17 protein-coding genes are annotated in these 18,605 nt (G+C 51.9%); 16 read left to right on the forward strand and 1 reads right to left on the reverse strand.

Annotated features, from left to right (window positions below; genetic code table 11):
• From HY879_27265 to HY879_27275, 3 genes are all read left to right on the forward strand, one after another.
• Positions 1 to 227: hypothetical protein (locus tag HY879_27265; GenBank protein ID MBI5607047.1), on the forward strand; the 227-nt coding region annotated here is incomplete at its 5' end.
• Positions 208 to 3,648, forward strand: a complete 3,441-nt coding sequence (locus HY879_27270) for an AAA family ATPase (protein MBI5607048.1) — start codon at positions 208 to 210, stop codon at positions 3,646 to 3,648. The genes HY879_27265 and HY879_27270, both read left to right, overlap by 20 nt.
• A gap of 75 nt (positions 3,649 to 3,723) precedes the next feature.
• Entirely contained in the window at positions 3,724 to 4,791 is a 1,068-nt protein-coding gene (locus HY879_27275) for an NAD(P)H-dependent oxidoreductase (protein ID MBI5607049.1), read from the forward strand.
• 78 nt (positions 4,792 to 4,869) lie between these two features.
• On the opposite strand, the gene HY879_27280 is transcribed toward HY879_27275, so the two are convergent.
• Positions 4,870 to 5,526 carry a TetR/AcrR family transcriptional regulator gene (locus HY879_27280; protein ID MBI5607050.1) on the reverse strand — a complete coding sequence of 219 codons (657 nt, stop codon included), beginning with the start codon at positions 5,524 to 5,526 and terminating at the stop codon, positions 4,870 to 4,872.
• Positions 5,527 to 6,000: 474 nt separating this feature from the next.
• Here HY879_27280 and HY879_27285 point away from each other — a divergent pair, with 474 nt between their 5' ends.
• The 13 genes from HY879_27285 (at position 6,001) to HY879_27345 (ending at position 18,595) form a co-directional block, all read left to right on the forward strand.
• Positions 6,001 to 7,422, forward strand: coding sequence for an ABC transporter substrate-binding protein (locus HY879_27285; protein MBI5607051.1), 1,422 nt, complete (start codon positions 6,001 to 6,003; stop codon positions 7,420 to 7,422).
• A gap of 185 nt (positions 7,423 to 7,607) precedes the next feature.
• On the forward strand, positions 7,608 to 8,480 hold the full coding sequence (locus HY879_27290; protein MBI5607052.1) for a branched-chain amino acid ABC transporter permease: 873 nt from the start codon (positions 7,608 to 7,610) through the stop codon (positions 8,478 to 8,480).
• Positions 8,480 to 9,475, forward strand: a complete 996-nt coding sequence (locus tag HY879_27295) for a branched-chain amino acid ABC transporter permease (GenBank protein ID MBI5607053.1) — start codon at positions 8,480 to 8,482, stop codon at positions 9,473 to 9,475. Before HY879_27290 ends, HY879_27295 begins: the two co-directional genes overlap by 1 nt.
• Positions 9,472 to 10,218, forward strand: a complete 747-nt coding sequence (locus tag HY879_27300; protein ID MBI5607054.1) for an ABC transporter ATP-binding protein — start codon at positions 9,472 to 9,474, stop codon at positions 10,216 to 10,218. Before HY879_27295 ends, HY879_27300 begins: the two co-directional genes overlap by 4 nt.
• Positions 10,219 to 10,220: 2 nt before the next feature.
• Entirely contained in the window at positions 10,221 to 10,937 is a 717-nt protein-coding gene (locus HY879_27305) for an ABC transporter ATP-binding protein (protein MBI5607055.1), read from the forward strand.
• 258 nt (positions 10,938 to 11,195) lie between these two features.
• The gene (locus HY879_27310) at positions 11,196 to 11,744 is read left to right on the forward strand and encodes a LysM peptidoglycan-binding domain-containing protein (GenBank protein ID MBI5607056.1); all 549 of its coding nucleotides are present in this window, start codon (positions 11,196 to 11,198) and stop codon (positions 11,742 to 11,744) included.
• Between the two features lie 499 nt (positions 11,745 to 12,243).
• A complete protein-coding gene (locus HY879_27315) occupies positions 12,244 to 12,819 on the forward strand; it encodes a rubrerythrin family protein (protein ID MBI5607057.1) in 576 nt (191 codons plus the stop codon).
• Positions 12,820 to 13,312: 493 nt separating this feature from the next.
• Positions 13,313 to 13,687 carry a desulfoferrodoxin gene (locus tag HY879_27320; GenBank protein ID MBI5607058.1) on the forward strand — a complete coding sequence of 125 codons (375 nt, stop codon included), beginning with the start codon at positions 13,313 to 13,315 and terminating at the stop codon, positions 13,685 to 13,687.
• Between the two features lie 5 nt (positions 13,688 to 13,692).
• Positions 13,693 to 14,229: a ferritin family protein gene (locus tag HY879_27325; GenBank protein MBI5607059.1), complete on the forward strand. Its 537-nt coding sequence runs from the start codon at positions 13,693 to 13,695 to the stop codon at positions 14,227 to 14,229.
• Positions 14,226 to 15,917 (forward strand): 2-oxoacid:acceptor oxidoreductase subunit alpha, encoded by a 1,692-nt coding sequence (locus HY879_27330; GenBank protein MBI5607060.1) that lies wholly within the window; start codon positions 14,226 to 14,228, stop codon positions 15,915 to 15,917. Before HY879_27325 ends, HY879_27330 begins: the two co-directional genes overlap by 4 nt.
• A 47-nt stretch (positions 15,918 to 15,964) precedes the next feature.
• Complete coding sequence (locus HY879_27335; GenBank protein ID MBI5607061.1) at positions 15,965 to 16,816, forward strand: 2-oxoacid:ferredoxin oxidoreductase subunit beta; 852 nt, start codon at positions 15,965 to 15,967, stop codon at positions 16,814 to 16,816.
• A gap of 108 nt (positions 16,817 to 16,924) precedes the next feature.
• Positions 16,925 to 18,430: a hydroxylamine oxidase gene (locus HY879_27340; GenBank protein ID MBI5607062.1), complete on the forward strand. Its 1,506-nt coding sequence runs from the start codon at positions 16,925 to 16,927 to the stop codon at positions 18,428 to 18,430.
• Between the two features lie 3 nt (positions 18,431 to 18,433).
• Positions 18,434 to 18,595: a rubredoxin gene (locus HY879_27345; GenBank protein MBI5607063.1), complete on the forward strand. Its 162-nt coding sequence runs from the start codon at positions 18,434 to 18,436 to the stop codon at positions 18,593 to 18,595.
• The last annotated feature ends 10 nt before the right edge of the window (positions 18,596 to 18,605 follow it).

The following is an 18,605-nucleotide window of genomic DNA, read 5'->3' on the forward strand; positions in this document are numbered from 1 at the left end:
ACCAGGCCTACCAACAAGCCATCATCCAGGCCCAGAGAGATTACGGGAAGCCCTTTGTGGTGATCAGCATTCCCGGATCCGAGACGGATTTCGGCGCCGACTTTTTTAAGGCCGGTATTCCTTTTTTCGAATCTGCCGAAAGGGCCATGGGCACCTATGCAGTGATCCGGCGCAATCAGCTTTGGCGTCAGGGAAGGAGAAAGGTTCATGTTTCCTATCCAATTTGACTTTCGGGTCCTGGAGAGCCTTCCGGCACCCGAACAGGAAGAGATTACCCGGGTCATTCAGATCCTGAGGACCTTGATGCACCGACGGGTCCTTCCCTTTTTCAGAAAGCGGGGGACCGACCCCGGTAAGATCAACCGGCAGGCCGAACTCCTGGTTATCGAACGGCTCGATGATGAAGCAAACCGCATCCGAACCGTAAGCATCATCACCAAAGGGGAGAAGAATTGGACGATCCATATCCATGAGCGGGTCTTCGACTACCTGGCCTTTGTCTTTCCTACCCATCCCGATTCCAAACTGGGTGGAGACCGGGGAGAAGAAGGCAAAATGCTGGCCTTTTCCGAATTCCTCCTCCGGCACGAGATCGAGCATGCCCTTCACCCTGAAAAAACCGAAAAAGAAGTGATCCTATCCGATGTCGACTTTGCCATGGATCGCCGGGCCGAAGACCCGACCTTTTACCGGATGCTTCGGAATGCCCTGGCCGATGAAATGACCGGGCTTAAAGGGCAACCCTATCTGAAACTTTTTAATGCCGCTGAGCAGGAACAGACCTCTGAGGATCTGATTTTTTTAATCCTGTCCGAGCTGGCGGCCTGCCTGGCCGATGGTCCCGAGGAATTGGTGGAAGGTCTCTTTTTTATCCTCGACGGAGACATGGCTTTGAGATTGCTGGGCGAATACTTCCGGCGGAGCCGGAATACCGCCTATTCGCTGATGGGGCGGACGAATTTCCTTCGCCGGGTCCTTCGCCTTTTTTCCATCCTTATCGCCGGTGATGAAAAAAAAGCGGTTGATATTTTTAAAACCTTCCGGGAACGATGGGGGCTGATGGATCTCTTTCGCGAACTGGATCTGTCGGATAGAAACCTGGAAGGCCTCGATATGCAAGAGGCTTATTCCTTCTTTAAAGGGGCCTTGAAGAACCTGACTGAGCAGTTGACGATTCGCCTCCCGGCCGCCCCGCCGTCGCCGGTACCCGCGGTCCGGGCCGTAGAACCGGCCCCCCCTCCGGTAAAAAGCCTTAAGGATCGCATCGAAGCGGTCCGAAATGATCCGGCCTTTCCCCGCCAGGCCCTGGAGGTCATAGATAAAAACCGGGCCAGCGCCATCGGCCAAAGCGGTCCCAAGTATACCGAACTCATTGAAACCCTGCTGGCCATTCCCTGGGGAAAAACCCACTGGATCGAGGTGTCCCCGGAGGCCTTCGAGCAAGGACTTAACAGCACCCATTATGGGCTCCAGGGACCCAAAGAGATGGTTTGCGATTTTTTTACCAATCTTATCTGGCGTTACCAACAGTGGGGCCGGGATAAGAATTTCCGTCCGCGACGAACAGGTAGCGCCTTCCTTTTCGTGGGTCCTCCTGGGGTTGGAAAAACCTCCTTTGCCATTTCCATCGCCCAGAATCTTGGCATCCCCTATCATAAAGTCTCCCTGGGCGGTATGCGCGACGAGACGGATATGAAGGGCCACGGATTTACCTATGAAGGTTCCAAACCGGGGGCTATCGTCCAGGGGTTGATCAAGATGGGGGTCATGAACGGGATGTTTATTCTGGATGAGGCGGACAAGACGGAGAAATTCGCTATCGCTCCGCTGCTGGAGATCCTGGATCCGGAACAGAACCACCTTTTTCATGACAAGTACACCGAAACCACCATCGATATCGACCTCTCCAACTGTCAATTTATCCTGACGGCCAATACCCTGGAAACCGTACCGGCTCCTGTAGTGAATCGCTGTGAGGTGGTTGTCCTTAACCGTTATAGCATCGAAGAGAAGCTGGCCATTGCCAGGCACCACCTGATCGGAAGGGTCCGGGAAAGACACCAGATCGGGCCGGAGGCCATCCACTTCGATCCCGAGCAGGAGGAAGATCTTATCCGTCTCCTGATCAAGGACTATACCTACGAACCGGGGGTCAGAGAACTGGAGCGGATCATTCGCACCCTCTTTTTAAGGGTTCTGCGCCGGGAGATCCTCCTGGGGGGGAAACCCTCGGTGCGACTCACCCGGCGCAAAATAAAGGAAAACCTGCGGGCCCCCAGACGGCCCTGGAAGATTAATGAAGAAGACCGGATTGGGGAGATGCTGGCCCTGGGAGTGGTCGTCGAACTCGGTATCGGATCTATTATTCCCATTCAGGCCACACCCATCCGTCTTGGGACAGAGATTGAGGGGCGACGCCAAAGCTTCCTGAGCATGGTTCAGGCAACAGGCAACATCCAGAAGATCATGGATGAAAGCCGAAAGGTGGCCACCACCGGCATTCTTCATTGCGCAGAAACGCTGGGCATAAAACTGGAACAGATTGAAGCCCCCATCCATCTTCATTTCATGGGGGCCTCCACACCAAAAGACGGGCCGTCGGCCGGCGGGGCGATCGCCCTGGCCCTGACCTCGGCTCTTACGGGCCGTACCATCCGCCGGGATGTGGCCATGACCGGAGAAATCGACACCCAGGGGAGGATAACCCCGATCGGCGGCCTGGCCGAAAAATTGGAGACCGCCTGTGATGCCGGATGCCGGACCATGATCCTCCCTCAGGACAATTTGTTCGGTCCCGACGGGATCGAGAGGCTGCCGACGGCCCTTAAAGAAGAACTGCAGATTCTGACCTACCCGGAATGGCAGGCCGAGCATCCGGCCTTTGATTATGACCGGCACATACTCCAGGTCGTAGGGGTAGAGCATATCGGTCAGGCGGCCCATATCGCTTTCATTGATCAAGAAGAGATGACCGCCCTGGAGGCCCGATTTCTCCCCTACGGAAAATCCATCCAGCCCCTTTATTCTGAAGCACCCGGGGAGAGGCGCTCATGCCTGCCCATCTTCTATGCCAAAGACGAAGGGGAGTTGGATCTGGAAGGACTTCCGGAGAGGGTCTGGCAAAGGTGCCAGGCGGCCTTCCTGGTACGCCCTGAACTGAAAAGGAGGCTGGAGGAAAAAGGCGGTCTGCCACAAGGGCAGGCCAAGCTCCTCGATTTTGACCCCAACGGAAAGGAGATGGCGCCCATCGTTTCCATGATTCAAGAGCATCTGAACTCGGAAGCCTTTTGGCCCGCTTACCAAACCTTGATAGCGCCTTTTTACTTTCTGATCCGGGAAGAGCAATCCCTCAGGAAGATTCCTGGCTTGCGACTCTTTGCCAACAACTACGCCTTTCAGGGGGTGAAGATCAAAAACTGCAAGGCCGTTCTCAACCGGGTGGCCTTTCATCTGGCCCAACTTACTGAAACTGAACTGGCCGCCTGTCCTTTTTGGGTCAAACAAAACGGGATCTATGTGGTGGACCTTTCTTTCATTCCGGAGAAATATCGTCTGGATATCAAGCGGGCCGAGAAAATTTTGGAGGCCGCCCTGAGAAAGTGGCTGGCGGTGGTGGAGGATGCCGACACCATTGGAAGAGAGCAATAAAATTTGAAGACTGCTTCAAATTCAAGGGCCGATACAAATTCATCATGAACGTGCATAAAAAATAAGGAGGATGTTATGAAGGTACTGGCTGTAAATTCAAGCCCTCGGGGTGAGGGTCAGAGTAAAACCGTATTGCTGCTGAACCACCTGGTTCAAGGGATGGGGGAGGCCGGGGCCGAGGTCGAGGTGATCGAGCTTCGGAAGAAAACGATCCGCTATTGTGCCGGCTGTTTTACCTGTTGGACCAAGACCCCGGGTCTGTGCATCCATCAGGACGATATGAGCCGGGATCTCTTTCCTAAATGGCTGGCCAGCGATCTGGTGATTTATGCCTCGCCGCTTTATCATTACACGATCAATGCCGCCATGAAGGCCTTTATCGAACGGACCCTGCCGGTGCTGCAGCCCTTCTTTGAGCAGCACAATGGAACAACCCATCATCCCCTGCGCCAGAACCTGCCCAAGGCGGTTTTCCTTTCGGTGGCCGGTTTTCCGGAAGCAGGTGTTTTTGACCAGATGTCTTCCTGGGTGCAGTTTATTTTTGGAAGCCGGGGGAATCTGGTAGCGGAAATTTACCGGCCGGCGGCCGAGAGTTTGCCTTATCTCGGCGAAAAGGCCCAGGTAATTTATGAAGCCTTCCAACAGGCCGGCCGGGAGATTGTTCGGGATTTAAGGGTCTCTCCGGAAACGATGGCCCAAATCAATCAGGAAATCATCGAGGATAAGGAGGCCTTCGCGACCATGGGCAACCTGTTCTGGAAAACCTGCATTGCCGAAGGGGTAACCCCCAAAGAATTTTACGAAAAAGGCCTCATGCCCCGTCCGGATTCCATCGAGACCTTTATGATTATCATGCCCATGGGATTCAAACCGGAGGCCGCTCATGATCTAAGGGCGGTCATTCAATTCCATTTTTCCGGGGAAGTCGAAGGACACTGCTATTTTCGGATTGAGAATGGCAGCCTGACACCGGTCCAGGGAGAGGCGGAAAAGCCGGACTTGGTTATTTCATCCCCTTTTGAGGTCTGGATGGATATCATGACCGGCAAGGCCGACGGTCAGCAGATGTTTATGGAACAAAAATATCAGGTGGCCGGAGACCTGTCTCTGCTCCTGCGCTTGAGCCAGCTTTTCGGTAAATAGCTTCGCAAACCGGCCCGGGATGCCCTCCCCGGGCCGGTTTGCGATCGGGAATTCCCACCCCCTGCACAGGGTCTTCTCTTAAACCGGAGTTTTATTTTTCCTGGTATTCCGACCCTTGGCAATACCTTGCTTGCTTTTGGGGGCTTCACCCCGTAATCCTCTCAGGGCAAAATCACAATAAAAATGGATAATCTCCTGGTTAGACAGCCTGCCATCCGGAGAATACCAGATATTGACCCGCATAATCATCGAAGCTATGCTGTAAGCCGCCAGCTTAACATCGATTTCCTGAAAATCGCCGGATTTAATGCCCCGGGTAATTATCTTGCAAAGTATCCGGTCGTAGGTGTCCCGTAAGGCCACAAATTTTTTACGTTTGGCTGGCGATAAGCGGTCCAGCCCGATGTCAAAAAGTAATTTATTCGTTTTTTTGTGACCTAAGGCATAGGTGGCATGTTGGATAATAAAAAACCGCAATTGCTCAACCGGGCTGGTAGTTTCATCGTCCTCGAGAGGTTTGATGTAAGAAATGATGGTCTCGATTTGAGACCGAAGGATTTCGTATAGAATAGCCTCTTTTTGCGGAAAAAAATTATAAATGTTGGCCGGCTTGCATCCATAGGCCGTGGCGATATCTTTCATGGTCGTGTCATGGTACCCTTTCTTCCAGAAGAGCAGGACCGCTTCATGCAGAACCCTCTCCTTCTGGGAAGAACCCCCCCTGGTTCTATTCATAACAAAGGTTCCTCTCTGTTCAAGACCGTTTCAATGCCGCGCCATCAAGGCCGGGAATACTATTTAGTTCGAAAATAGGATTTCAAGATGTAAGTTTCAAAAAAAACACTTTTGCAAAAATCAACTGCTTTTTCATTTTGCGTGGCGATCAATCATAATAGGTTTATAATATTTAATATAATGGTTAATGGCCATTAATTAACCGTAACATTTTTCTCCCTCACTATGCATTTTTTTCTTGACATGGTAAAGATAATTTTAATATATAAGTTATCTTTTTTAAAAATCCTTTTTGTCGTTCCGAATCCGTATTCGCCAAAGATCTGCGGTGGCAGTTGATTTTCTTCTTGAATTATGTTCTCGCATTTTACTTGATAAGAAAGTGAGAAGCACACATCATATCATAATACCTTTCTCTAAAGAGCAAATTAGTTTCCAAATTTTTTACCATGGGCAATAGAAAGGAGAAGTAAGATGAAAAGGAATGGTAACTGGATTTTTGTTTTGGTCTGTTTGTTGTCCTTTTTTTCCCTGACGACTTTTATGCCACCCCAGGCCCTGGCGGCTAATGCCAAGTTTGAATTCAACAAAATGGGCGACATGTCGGATTTTGACCCCAACAACCCCGTGATTCCCACGGGGGACACGATCAAGATCGCTATCGTGGCTTCTTTTTCCGGCCCGGCGGCCATAGTGGGGCAGATCTATTATATCTCCGTTCTTTGGGCCGCCCATGACATCAATAAAAGAGGCGGCCTGTTAGTAGACGGAAAAAAGAAGCTGGTTCAGATCATCAAGGCCGACCACATGTCCAAGCCGGACCAGTGCAAAAAGGTCTGCGAAAGGATGATCCTGCAGGAAAAGGTCCATGTCCTCTGGGGCACGGACGGCAGCAATCTGCAAAAGATCATCAACGACGTGGCCAATAAGTACAAGGTCATTTCTCAGAACGCCGCTTCCTTATCCGATGAACTCCAGGATGCCACGAATTTCTCCCGCTATGCCTTCATGTCCTCATTTTCCACCGAGCAGATCGGCCGGGGTATAGCCTATTACTACGGACAGATCCGGAAAAAGGAAAAGAAGTTTTATATCCTCTGCCAGGACTACATGTTCGGACATGCTATGGCAGACGGCTTCAAACATGGTCTGAAAGAATACTATCCGGATGCCCAGATCGTCGGCGAGGATTACCATAAGCTGTTTCTGACCGACTTCGCCCCTTTCCTGACCAAGATCAAGGCCTCCGGGGCCGAGGTGGTTTATACCGGGGACTGGATCCCGGACGCTGCCAACCTTCTGAAGCAGGCCCGGCAGATGGGCATCAACCTGCCCTTTGCCCACACCTTTTTAGATGAACCCAATTTCCTGCATGAAGTGGGGGTCGACGGGACCAAAGGACTGGTCCAGCTCAGCCAGTACGGTGCGGAACTCCCCACCTTCAAGACACCCGATCAGATCAAATACTACAAGACCTGGAACAACCTGTGGAAGAATAAATGGAAGGCCCCTTTCAATACCCGTCTGTTCGAACACGGAGTAGGAAACATAGGCTCCTACACCGAGCAGACTTACTGGCTTCTGAGTGTTATCGAGCGGGCCGGCAGCGTAGATCCGGAAAAGATCATCAAGGTCTGGGAAGGGGACAGCTATCAATATACAACCGGGAAGGTCATGAAAATGCGGGCCTGCGACCACAAGGCGATTCAGGACCTGCATGTCTTTGAATACGTCCCCCCGGAACAACAGAAGGTATCGTTCAATATCCCGCCCAACTATTGGTTCAAGGGTACTTCCAACCCCGGTCCCACCTTTACGATTCCGGCGGCTAAGGTGTTGCCTCTGATGGATCAGAAGCTGGACCGTTGCAAAGGGAAGAGCCCTTCGGGAGATTAACTAAACCCTCATGCCCCGTTGGGCATCACGTGAAAGAATCACAGGGCGCCGATCGCCGGGTCTATGGTCTAAAGGGTTTTAGTCTGTAGCCCCCGGCGGTCGGCCCTGTCAGGCAGGATGCCTGACCTATTTTTACTGAACGTAAACATTTTTTTACTGAACTTAAACCGTTGCAAGAGGATTAGATGGACCCAAAAACCGCAATGTACGTGGCCCAGGGCATACATGGGCTGGCCTACGGCATGATACTTTTCCTGATCGCCTCCGGATTGAATATGATCTTCGGGATGATGGGGATTTTGAATCTGGCCCATACGGCTTTCTTCATGCTTTCCGCCTATTTTTGCTATCAATTTATAACCTGGACCGGGAGCTTCTGGCTGGCCCTGCTCCTGGCCCCGATCATCACCGCCATTTTTGGAATCCTGCTGGAAAGATTGATTCTCCGAAAAGTGCATGTCGGCGGCCATTTACCGGAATTGATCGTCACCGTCGGCTTCGGCATGGTCATACTGGCGGCCGTCAAGATTTTTTGGGGCACGGAGAGCCTGCCGGTGAAGATGCCTCCTGTTCTGGAGGGTCTGGTCATCATAGCCGGTATGGAATATCCGGTCTACCGGCTTTTCGTTATCGGGTTGGCCCTGCTGGTCTTGTTGTTTATGGCTCTGCTGCTTTACAAGACCCGACTGGGCAAAATCGTCCAGGCGGCTGTTTCCGATGCCGATATGGTCAATGCCCTGGGGATCAATATCCCTCTGGTCTTCATGGTGGTCTTTGGCGTGGGGACCTGGCTGGGCGGGGTGGCCGGGGTGGTCATCGCCCCCATCCTGACGGTATTTCCCGGATTGGACGGCCAGGTGGGCATGGATGCCTTTATGGTGGTCGTCACCGGAGGATTCGGGAGCCTCATGGGGGCCTTTATCGTTTCTATTATATTCGGGCTGTTGAGCTCTTATGGCGTGCAGTTCTTTTCTGCTCTGGCGCCGGTCCTGATGTTTGCCTTCATGGCTATTGTCCTGGCCATTCGGCCTATGGGCTTGTTCGGAGAAAGGGAATGATGAATAATACCGGTCGGTGGCTTTTATGGGCGGGGTTAATCCTGGTCCTGATCTTATATCCCAAGTTATTCGGCATCTACTATACCAACTTTTTTGTAACCTTTGCCGTCTTTGCCGTCTTTTCCGTCTCCTATAATTTTCTGCTGGGCTTTACCGGTCTGTTCAGTTTCGGCCATGCCATGTTTTTCGGCACCGGAGGGTACGCCACGGCCCTGGCCCTGAAACATATAGAGGGAATGCCCCTTATCCCGGCCCTCTTGTTCGGTTTTTTTGCCGCAGCCCTCCTGGCCCTCATACTGAGCCCTCTGGTCGTCCGGGTCAGCGGCACGGCTTTTGCGATGCTGCACCTGGCCTTCGGCCAGTTGATGTATGTCCTGGCCCTGAAATTACGAACCATAACCGGCGGCGAGGACGGCATCGGAGGATTTCCCCTGCCTGATTTTCAAATTCCGGGAATCCTGTCGGTCAGCATAAAAGACTCGGCCAACTTCTATTATTTTGCCATGGCCGTCTTAGGGCTCAGCCTCTGGATCATGTGGTTTGTGACCAAAACCCCCTTTGGACAAATACAGACCGGGGTCCGGGATAATAGCAAGCGGGTCGACTACATAGGTTTTAAGGTGCCCCAGACCAAGGCCGCGGTTTATGTGATCTCCGGCGCCTTTGCCGGTGTGGCCGGCTCCATTTATGCCTTGTTCCAGAATCTGATCTCGGCCGACGGCGGGTTGAGTGTTTTGATTTCCTTTACCCCGGTCATCAACGTCATGGTCGGAGGGGTGGCCAGCTTTTTCGGCCCCCTCCTGGGCACCGGAGTCCTCCAGATTTTGACCGAAATAACCACCCGCTATACCGAACGGGTAGAACTGGTGGATGGTCTGATCCTCATTCTGGTCATTCTGTTTGCCCCTCGGGGACTGATGGGCTTTATAACTTACTTGAAACAAAGATGGGGTTCCCCCCTGGCCGCAAAGGCCCCAATGGAGAAGGTTTCATGAATATCCTGGAGACCAAAGGACTGTATAAGGATTTCAAAGGACTGGAAGTCCTGTTCAACGTCAACCTGCAGGTTAGAGAAGGGGAGAGGCATGCCATCATCGGCCCAAACGGCGCCGGCAAAACCACGCTCTTCAATGTGATCACCGGGACCTACCGGCCCAGCCAGGGGAAAATCCATTTCAAAGGAAAGGATGTTTCCGGGGCCAGGCCCCATGAGTTGACCCGGTTGGGCCTGGGGCGATCGTTTCAAATCACCAGTACCTTTCACAATATGACGGCCTTTCAGAATATTCGTCTGGCCATCCTCTCCAAGAATAAGATCCGCTTCAACCTGCTGCATAAAGTGGACAAGATGAAGGAGATCACCCGGGAAACGGAAGAAGTCTTGAAGAGGATCAATCTGGACGGGGAGCGGAATTTTCCGGCCGCTGCATTGTCCTATGGAAAACACCGTTCCCTGGAAATCAGCATGGCCCTGGCCACGAACCCGGACCTGGTCCTCCTCGACGAGCCCACGGCCGGCATGTCCCGGGATGAAACACACACGGCCGTGGATTTGATCCGGCGACTGACCGAAGGGAAAACCATGGTCATCATCGAGCACGATATGGATGTGGTTTTTTCTATTGCCGATCGGATTACCGTTCTCCATTATGGGCAGATTTTAACGACCGGGACGCCGGATGAGATCCGGCAGAACCAGGCGGTGAAGGATGCCTACCTGGGGGAACAGGAGGTTTAAGGATGCTGCTGAATGTACAGGGACTCAATACCTACTACGGGCTGAGCCATGCCTTGCAAAATATCTCCTTACGGGTGGCGCCTGGGGAAATCGTCGCCTTACTGGGGAGAAACGGCATGGGCAAGAGCACCACGCTGAAGAGTGTTATGGGACTTCTCAAACCGAAATCGGGCTCCATCGTCTTTAAAGGCCGGGAGATCTCCGGGCTTCCCCCCTACAAAGTGGCCAGGGAGGGGATAGGCTATGTGCCGGAAGAGAGAAGGATCTTCCCGGAGTTGACCGTGGTGGATAATCTTCAAATCGGTATTAAGGGAGGGAAGATATCCGAAAACATCAACGGGACCAAGTGGACCGTGGAGCGGATCTTCCAGCATTTTCCCAAGCTGAAAGAAAGGTCCGGCTCAAAAGGAAGGTTCTTATCCGGCGGTGAGCAGCAGATGCTGACCATAGGAAGGGCCTTGATGGGCAACCCGGAACTGTTACTGGTTGACGAACCCACCGAAGGGCTGGCCCCGATCATGGTCCAGGAAGTCCGGGACATCCTGGCCGAGATCAACAAGGCCGGAGTTTCGATTTTACTGGTGGAACATAACTTTAAGGTGGCCATGTCGCTGGCCAACCGCGTTTATCTGATGGGCAAGGCCCACGTCGGATTTTCCGGGACCAAAGAAGAATTAAATGCCAACCCCCAGGCCCGGGAAAAATATATGGAAGTTTAAAGCGGCCCGGAGGCTGGACCCCCAAAAAAATAAAATAATAGGACGTCGGACCTCGGGGAGGTTGGGCGATCAGATCGGGTAATTTGAATAGGTCAATCGAATTATGCCGGAGGGGCACCCCAAATCCAGACTCATTATTCCCTCTTTTTTTTCTCTCAATAATCCAATCTTGCTTTCGTAGACATCTCCTAAATTGACAAATCCAATCGATTTTTGTTATTATTCTAAATTAAAAATCCGCCTCCCAAGGAAAAATCAATGGAAAATCAATCGGAAATAAAAAATACCCCATCCCCATCCCCATCCCAGGATCAAGGGTCGCCTTTTTATTTTAAACAACGGTTCAAATTATCGGCTTTGGAGATCATGTTCGGTCTCTTAATTGTAATAGGCCTGATTTATATCGGGTATTTCATTTTATTCCAGGAAAGTTCCGGGACTTCCACAAAATTACAAAAAAAAATAAATTTTATGGAAACCAGTTCCAGGGAACAGGCTGGAAAATTCGACCAAAAGATCAAAGCGATTCAAGACAACCAAACCCAATTGGAAGTACGGCTCAAGTCCCAGGAAGCCATTAACCGGGATCTGTCAACCAAAGTTGGAAAATTGGAGAAGCGCCTGTTAGAGGAGAAGAAACCTCCTGTTGTAAAAGAAAAGATCCAGTACAAAGTCAAAAAAGGGGAAACCCTCCAGGGTATTGCCAAAAAATTCAAGGTCTCTACCGACGAACTGGTCCGATGGAACAAACTGGATAAAAACCACCCGGCACGAACTGGAGATACGCTGATTATTTTTCCCCGATAATAAAATCCATTTAGATTTTATATCCCATGTCCGATGAGATTAAAAAAAGGCAAGAAAAACCCAGAAGGCACTTTAAATGCCATTGTTGCGGCAAAGGGGAAGCCTTTTGCTGGGTTTGCCCTTGTGGATTTCAAATCTGCCAACTTTGCCTCAAGGAAAACGCCTGGGGCCTGACATGTAATAATATTACCTGGATTTGTCCTGATTGCGGGAGAGATCGTTCCTTTTGATCATCGCTCGATCCTTATCTGATGTCAGGCCGGAGGCCTGACCTATTTTGATTAAATAGTTCCCCATATTTGATGGACTGGTAAAAAAGCCGAAAGAGCCCGATTTTGTCATTCCCGTGGAAGCTTGTCCTGGAATATCTTAATCGGGGACGGGAATCCAGTGATTAGAATTGGTTACGTCTGGCCTGGATTCCCGCCTGCGCGGGAATGACGAGTTTTTACAGGGTCATCAGAATTTCAAACCGCAAATAAATTCAAAGGAGAAAAAGATCATGGAACTAAAAGGATCCAGAACAGAGAAGAATATCCTGACTGCTTTCGCCGGGGAATCCCAGGCCAGAAACCGCTACACCTATTTTGCCAGCCAGGCCAAAAAGGAAGGTCTGGTTCAGATGTCATTTATCTTTGAAGAGACCGCCAACCAGGAAAAAGAACATGCCAAACGCCTTTTTAAGTTGCTCTCAGGCGGGGAGGTCGAGATCCGGGCCTCTTTTCCCGCCGGTGTTATCGGGAGTACTGCCGAGAATTTAAAAGCAGCGGCCGGTGGTGAACATTATGAATGGGCTGAAATGTATCCTGGGTTTGCCCGGATAGCCCGAGAAGAAGGTTTTAATGATATAGCCATGATCTTAGAATCCATTGCCGTAGCCGAGAAGCAGCATGAAAAAAGATATCTGGGGCTCCTGGCCAATCTGCAATCCGGCCGGGTTTTTAAAAAGGATAAACCGGTGGTCTGGCGTTGCCTGAATTGCGGCTATCTGCATGAAGGCCCGGAGGCCCCGGACCAGTGCCCGGCCTGCGACCACCCCAGGGATTATTACGAACTATTGAGAGAAAACTGGTAAAAAAAAAGCAAATAGGTTGTTTTTTATTGAAAAATACAGGTTTTCCCCCATGTCTTTTCTGAAACATTTTTGATAGTAGTTTAAATTAAGTACTAACCAAAGTTATTTGAAATTTCATTGTTGCGGGTTGTGCGATACGAGTTACGAGTTATTAGACGATAACTTATAAATTCTCCGATCCAGGGTGTAAGCGCCTATCCCTCGTCAGGGAGGTTCCCCGGAAGAGGTGGCCCCTGATGGGGCACTTGACTTAAAACTGTAGCACCCTTTTTCGTCTTTCTCGAATGTCTTTATCGGGAATCCAGGTTTTTAAGAAAATGCAAACCAAAGTCCCTGGATTCCGGCTTAAATCTTGCCGGAATGACGGATAGAGGGGCCTTGCTCACCTGATCGACAGAACTTTGCCGATGTATTGGACTAAGCGACTAACCGCCTAATCAATTTAGCTTTTTGCAATGATTTGATTATTAAACAAAATGGAGAGGTGAAAAACATGACCGAACGATTACAAATTTACAAGTGTGAGGTTTGCGGGAACATCGTAGAGGTGCTCCATGAAGGCCAGGGGGAGTTGGTTTGTTGCGGCCAGCCTATGAAGTTATTCGTTGAAAATTCTGTGGATGCTGCCAAAGAAAAGCACGTGCCGGTCATTGAAAAAACCGCCAGCGGCTTTAAGGTTAAAGTGGGGAGCGTGGCCCATCCCATGGAAGAGAAACATTATATCGAATGGATAGAAGTGATTGCCGACGGGAAGGCCTATCGCCAGTTTCTGAAACCCGGGATGGTCCCGGAGGCCTTTTTCGAAGTCCAAGCCGAGCAGATTACCGCCCGGGAATATTGCAACCTCCACGGGTTATGGAAGGCCTGATAAAAATGACCAGTCCAACCCAGTGTTCCCTTGACATGCTGGCTACGGCCCTGACCATGGAAGAAAAGGGAAAAGCCTTTTATGAAAAGGCCCGGGATTCCTGCCGGGATCCCCAGTGTATGGAAATATTTGCGGCCCTGGCGGAAGATGAGATTCTCCATACCCAACGGATCAAACAGATCCATGATACCCTGACGGCCGGGAAGTGCTGGACCAGGGACTGGGAATCCATAAAAGGGCCGTTTAAGGACTTGGGGGCCTTTTTCCGGGACCTGACCGACAGGGAAATGGGAAAAATAAAGGCCCCGGCCGGTGATCTCGAGGCGGTCGATTTGGGTTTGGATATGGAATGGGCCAGTGTAACCTTTTATCAGGATCAACGGGCCAGGGCCACCGATCCCCTGGAGGCCGCCTTTCTGGATAAGATGATCCTGGAGGAAAAGGAACATTGGAAAGCCTTGAAAGATACCCGCTATTATCTCACCGATCCTGAAGGATGGTTCATAGAAAAAGAACGTGCCGGGTTAGATGGTGAGGAATGACCGACCGTTCCGTCAACGTTGTTTTTGGCGGTGAAGCCGGGCAGGGTCTGGTAACTATCGGACAATTGTTAGCCAAGGGTCTGGTGCGCAATGGTTTTTTTATTGTGGTTACCCAGGGCTATCAATCCCGCATCCGAGGGGGGCACAACACCTTTTCCATCCGCACCTCGGCAGAAGAAGTCCGTGCCCCTCAGGAAACTATCGATCTGCTGATTTGCCTTGATATCCAGACCAGGGCTATCCATGGGCCGGAGCTTTCTTCCCAGGGATTGATGGTGGTGGACAGCGGCTGGGAAGGAAACGGATTGGCCTGTTTGGAGGTCCCTTTCAAAAAATTAGCAGCCGCCAGGTTTTCCAATATCCTGGCTTTGGGGGTAGCCGGGGCCCTCATCGGTCTTCCGGAAGAGGTCGTCGGCCAGGCTCTGGAAGAATTTTTTATTCATAAACCCCCTTCCGTGGCCGGGGAAAATCGGAAGATCCTGAAGACGGCCTATCAATGGACGGAGGGACAGCCGGTATCTTTCCCGAAACTACCCTACCCTTCCCATCCGGGCCGACGTTGGATGATGCATGGCAACGAGGCCATTGCCCTGGGGGCCTTGTCTGCCGGTCTGAAGTTTTTTTCTTTTTATCCCATGACCCCGTCCACCTCCATTGCCCTGACCTTGTCCCCCCAGGCTGAAGCCATGGGTTTGATTGTCGAACAGGCCGAAGATGAAATCGGGGCCATTAATATGGCCATCGGGGCCTCTTTTGCCGGAGTCCCCAGTATGGTTTCGACCTCAGGGGGGGGATTTGCCTTGATGGTGGAAGGGGTCAGTCTGGCCGGGATGACTGAAACGCCTCTGGTCATCGTAGTGGCCCAGCGTCCCGGGCCGGCTACCGGCTTGCCTACCCGAACCGAACAGGCCGATCTGGAATTTATTTTATATGCCGGCCATGGCGAATTTCCCAGGGCCGTTTTTACCCCGGGTTCGGTGGAAGCGTGTTTCCGCCTGATCCGTAAGGCCTTTGAATTAGCCGAGTTGGCTCAAACTCCGGTTTTTTTACTGACCGATCAATTTCTGGCCGACTCTTATCGGGCCATCGATCCTTTTGAGGTGTCCGATCTTTCACCGGTTCGTCCCGGTACGGAATGGTCCGGTCCGGTCGCCTCTTACCTGCGCTACGCCCTGACGGAAACGGGGATTTCGCCCCGACTGCTTCCGGGAAGGAGCGAACACCTGGTCGTGGCCGACAGTGATGAACATACGGAAGACGGGCATCTGACCGAGGATCTCTCGATACGGAAACAGATGGTGGGAAAAAGGCTCAAAAAAATCGAGACCCTGGTCCGGCAGGTTGACCCTCCGGAGTTCTCCGGGGATACGAAGCCGGACTTGTTGCTGGTCACCTGGGGATCCACCAGAGGATCGGTCTTAGAGGCCGCCGCTAAAATGAGATCAAAAGGAAAACGGGTGGGGACCCTCCATTTTTCACAGGTCTGGCCTTTGGTGCCGGAGCAATTTATGGGTTTCCTTAAGGAGGCCGGGGAAGTGGTTTGTGTGGAAGGCAATGCCTTTGGCCAGCTTTCCCGCTTGATCCGGCAGGAAACAGGATTTCAGATCGCCAAGCAGGTGTTACGCTATGACGGATTGCCCATTACTCCGGAGTTTATAATAAAGGCGTTTGAGGAGCGCTTCCATTGAGGAGCGTTCGTCTTCGACGAACTTGAGGCTGAAGGCAGAATTTAGCTATGGTCACCCTGGAAGATTACGGAACGTTTGAAACCGCCTGGTGCCCTGGATGTGGAAATTTTTCCATCCTGTCGGCCGTCAAAAAGGCCCTGGTCGGCCTGGGTCTAAAACCCCATCAGGTCTTGTTGGTCTCAGGTATCGGACAGGCCGCCAAGGCCCCCCATTATATAAGGGCTAATGTCTTTAACGGTCTCCATGGCCGGGCCTTGCCTGTAGCCACCGGTGCTAAATTGGCCAACCCGGAATTGACGGTTATTGCCGAAAGCGGGGACGGCTGTACCTATGGGGAAGGGGGCAACCATTTCCTGGCGGCCATCCGCCGGAACATCAATCTGACCCTGCTGGTCCATAACAATCAAATCTATGGTTTGACCAAAGGCCAGGCCAGCCCGACCACCGAGGAGGGACGGATCACCAAGGCCCAGCCTCAAGGGGTGCCCTCGGCCCCTTTTAATCCCTTGGCCGTGGCTGTGGCCATGCAGGCCGGTTTTGTTGCCCGGGCTTTTTCAGGGATGGCCGATCATCTGACCGACTTGATTCAACAGGCCGTAAGCCACCACGGCTTCTCTCTGATCGACATCCTTCAGCCCTGTATTTCCTTTAACCTGGTCAACACCCTGGCCTGGTATAAGAAGCGCTGTTATGCCCTGCCGGATGACTATGACCCCGCCCAATGGGAGCCGGCCATGAAAACGGCCATGGAATGGGGCGAACGGATTCCGGTGGGGGTCATTTATCGGAATAAACGGCCGAGCTTTGAAGACCATTTCCCGGTGTTGAAACAAGGGCCTTTAGTCGGCCGTGGGGTGGATCAAAAAAAAGTGAAACAGATTTTGGGATCCTATGCTTAATACGAAAATAGCATTCAGGGGTCAGGGATCAGGGGTCGGGGGTCGGCCAAAGATATTTTCATGCTTGGTGAGGCGCTCTTGGGGCATGAGGTTTAAAGAGGAATTCCTATGATATTGAAAAGGATGCTCATCGGAGTCCTGATTGTTCTTCCCCTGATCGGGATTTCCGCCTTTGCCGGTTCTTCTTCTAAAAAGGATAAGGTCAGCGAAGGCACCAAAGCCTGTCTCGATTGCCACAAATCAATTTCCCCAGGGATTGTCGGGGACTGGGAAAAAAGTCGGCATGCCGGTCATACCCCCGGCGAAGCCCTTAAAAAAGGAAAGCTCGAAAGGCGGGTTTCCAGCGAAAAGGTGCCGGCCGGATTATCGGCTTCGGTTGTCGGATGTGCCGAGTGCCATACCCTGAATGCGGAAAAACATAAAGACAGCTTTGAGCATAACGGTTATACTATCCATAGTGTCGTGACCCCGGCTGATTGTGCAGTCTGCCACAGTACGGAATTCGAACAGTTCGGTCAGAATATAATGTCCCGGGCCTATGACAATCTGAAGGCCAATCCGCTCTTTAGCGGGCTGACCGATGAGATTAACGGCCTGAAGGGATACCGGAAGGGAAAAATCGTTCATGCCCGGCCGGACCTGGAGACCCAATACGATTCCTGCTATCATTGCCACGGCACCCTGGTGGAGGTAAAAGGGAAGCAGACCCGGGAGACGTCGATGGGGACCATGGAATTCCCTATCCTTTCCGGCTGGCCCAACCAGGGGGTCGGAAGGGTCAATCCCGATGGATCTCTCGGTTCCTGTGCGGCCTGTCATACCCGGCATGCCTTTGCCGTCGAAATGGCCCGCCAGCCCTATACCTGTTCCCAATGCCATAAAGGACCGGATGTGCCGGCCTATAAGGTCTATTCGGTCAGCAAACACGGCAATATTTTTTTTACCCAGGGGAAAGAATGGGATTTTAAAAATATTCCCTGGAAGGTGGGAAAAGATTTTACGGCCCCGACCTGTGCCGCCTGTCATGTCAGCCTGCTGATCGATGGAGAAGGGGAGGTGGTGGCCGAAAGGACCCACCGGATGAATGACCGCCTGCCCTGGCGACATTTCGGCCTCATATACGCCCACCCCCATCCCCGGTCCCCGGACACGACAATTATCCGGAACAAGGCCGGCCTGCCGCTGCCCACGGAACTTTCCGGGGAACCGGCCGGGGCCTATCTGATAGACCAGAAGGAACAAGGCCGGCGACGCCAGACCATGCAAAAGGGTTGCCTGTCCTGCCATAGCCGGAATTGGGTAGAAGGGCACTTCAGACGTTTGGAAAATACGATCAAGACCACTAACCAACTGACCCGGACGGCCACCCAAATAATGAATAAAGCCTGGGAAAAGGGACTGGCCAAAGGGCCGGCCCAAAAGGACAGTCCTTTTAATGAAGCCCTGGAAAGAAAATGGGTGGAACAATGGCTCTTCTATGCCAATTCCACCCGTCTGGCTTCGGCCATGATGGGGGCGGATTATGGGGTCTTCGGCGATGGGCGCTGGTACTTAAGCAAGAACATCGAAGAGATGGCCGAATGGCTGAAACGCAAAAAAAGACGAGGGAGGTAACGAATGGGGAAATATGTTTGTGATGTTTGCGGTTATGTTTATGATCCGGCCGAAGGGGATCCGGAAAATGGGATTGAACCCGGCACCGCCTTTGCGGACATTCCGGATGACTGGGTCTGTCCTTTGTGCGGGGTTGGCAAGGACCAGTTCAGCCCGGAAGAATAAATTCTAAAAA

It is taken from the genome of Deltaproteobacteria bacterium (assembly GCA_016219225.1).
Classification (GTDB): Bacteria; Desulfobacterota; RBG-13-43-22; order RBG-13-43-22; family RBG-13-43-22; genus RBG-13-43-22.

Excerpts from the sequence above, each read along its gene's own strand:
- HY879_27290 (MBI5607052.1), top strand. The coding sequence starts at position 7,608 with ATGGACCCAAAAACCGCAATGTACGTGGCCCAGGGCATACATGGGCTG.
- HY879_27320 (MBI5607058.1), top strand. The coding sequence starts at position 13,313 with ATGACCGAACGATTACAAATTTACAAGTGTGAGGTTTGCGGGAACATC.
- HY879_27310 (MBI5607056.1), top strand. The coding sequence starts at position 11,196 with ATGGAAAATCAATCGGAAATAAAAAATACCCCATCCCCATCCCCATCC.
- HY879_27330 (MBI5607060.1), top strand. The coding sequence starts at position 14,226 with ATGACCGACCGTTCCGTCAACGTTGTTTTTGGCGGTGAAGCCGGGCAG.
- HY879_27280 (MBI5607050.1), bottom strand. The coding sequence starts at position 5,526 with ATGAATAGAACCAGGGGGGGTTCTTCCCAGAAGGAGAGGGTTCTGCAT.
- HY879_27295 (MBI5607053.1), top strand. The coding sequence starts at position 8,480 with ATGAATAATACCGGTCGGTGGCTTTTATGGGCGGGGTTAATCCTGGTC.
- HY879_27285 (MBI5607051.1), top strand. The coding sequence starts at position 6,001 with ATGAAAAGGAATGGTAACTGGATTTTTGTTTTGGTCTGTTTGTTGTCC.
- HY879_27305 (MBI5607055.1), top strand. The coding sequence starts at position 10,221 with ATGCTGCTGAATGTACAGGGACTCAATACCTACTACGGGCTGAGCCAT.
- HY879_27270 (MBI5607048.1), top strand. The coding sequence starts at position 208 with ATGTTTCCTATCCAATTTGACTTTCGGGTCCTGGAGAGCCTTCCGGCA.
- HY879_27335 (MBI5607061.1), top strand. The coding sequence starts at position 15,965 with ATGGTCACCCTGGAAGATTACGGAACGTTTGAAACCGCCTGGTGCCCT.
- HY879_27300 (MBI5607054.1), top strand. The coding sequence starts at position 9,472 with ATGAATATCCTGGAGACCAAAGGACTGTATAAGGATTTCAAAGGACTG.
- HY879_27340 (MBI5607062.1), top strand. The coding sequence starts at position 16,925 with ATGATATTGAAAAGGATGCTCATCGGAGTCCTGATTGTTCTTCCCCTG.
- HY879_27275 (MBI5607049.1), top strand. The coding sequence starts at position 3,724 with ATGAAGGTACTGGCTGTAAATTCAAGCCCTCGGGGTGAGGGTCAGAGT.
- HY879_27325 (MBI5607059.1), top strand. The coding sequence starts at position 13,693 with ATGACCAGTCCAACCCAGTGTTCCCTTGACATGCTGGCTACGGCCCTG.
- HY879_27345 (MBI5607063.1), top strand. The coding sequence starts at position 18,434 with ATGGGGAAATATGTTTGTGATGTTTGCGGTTATGTTTATGATCCGGCC.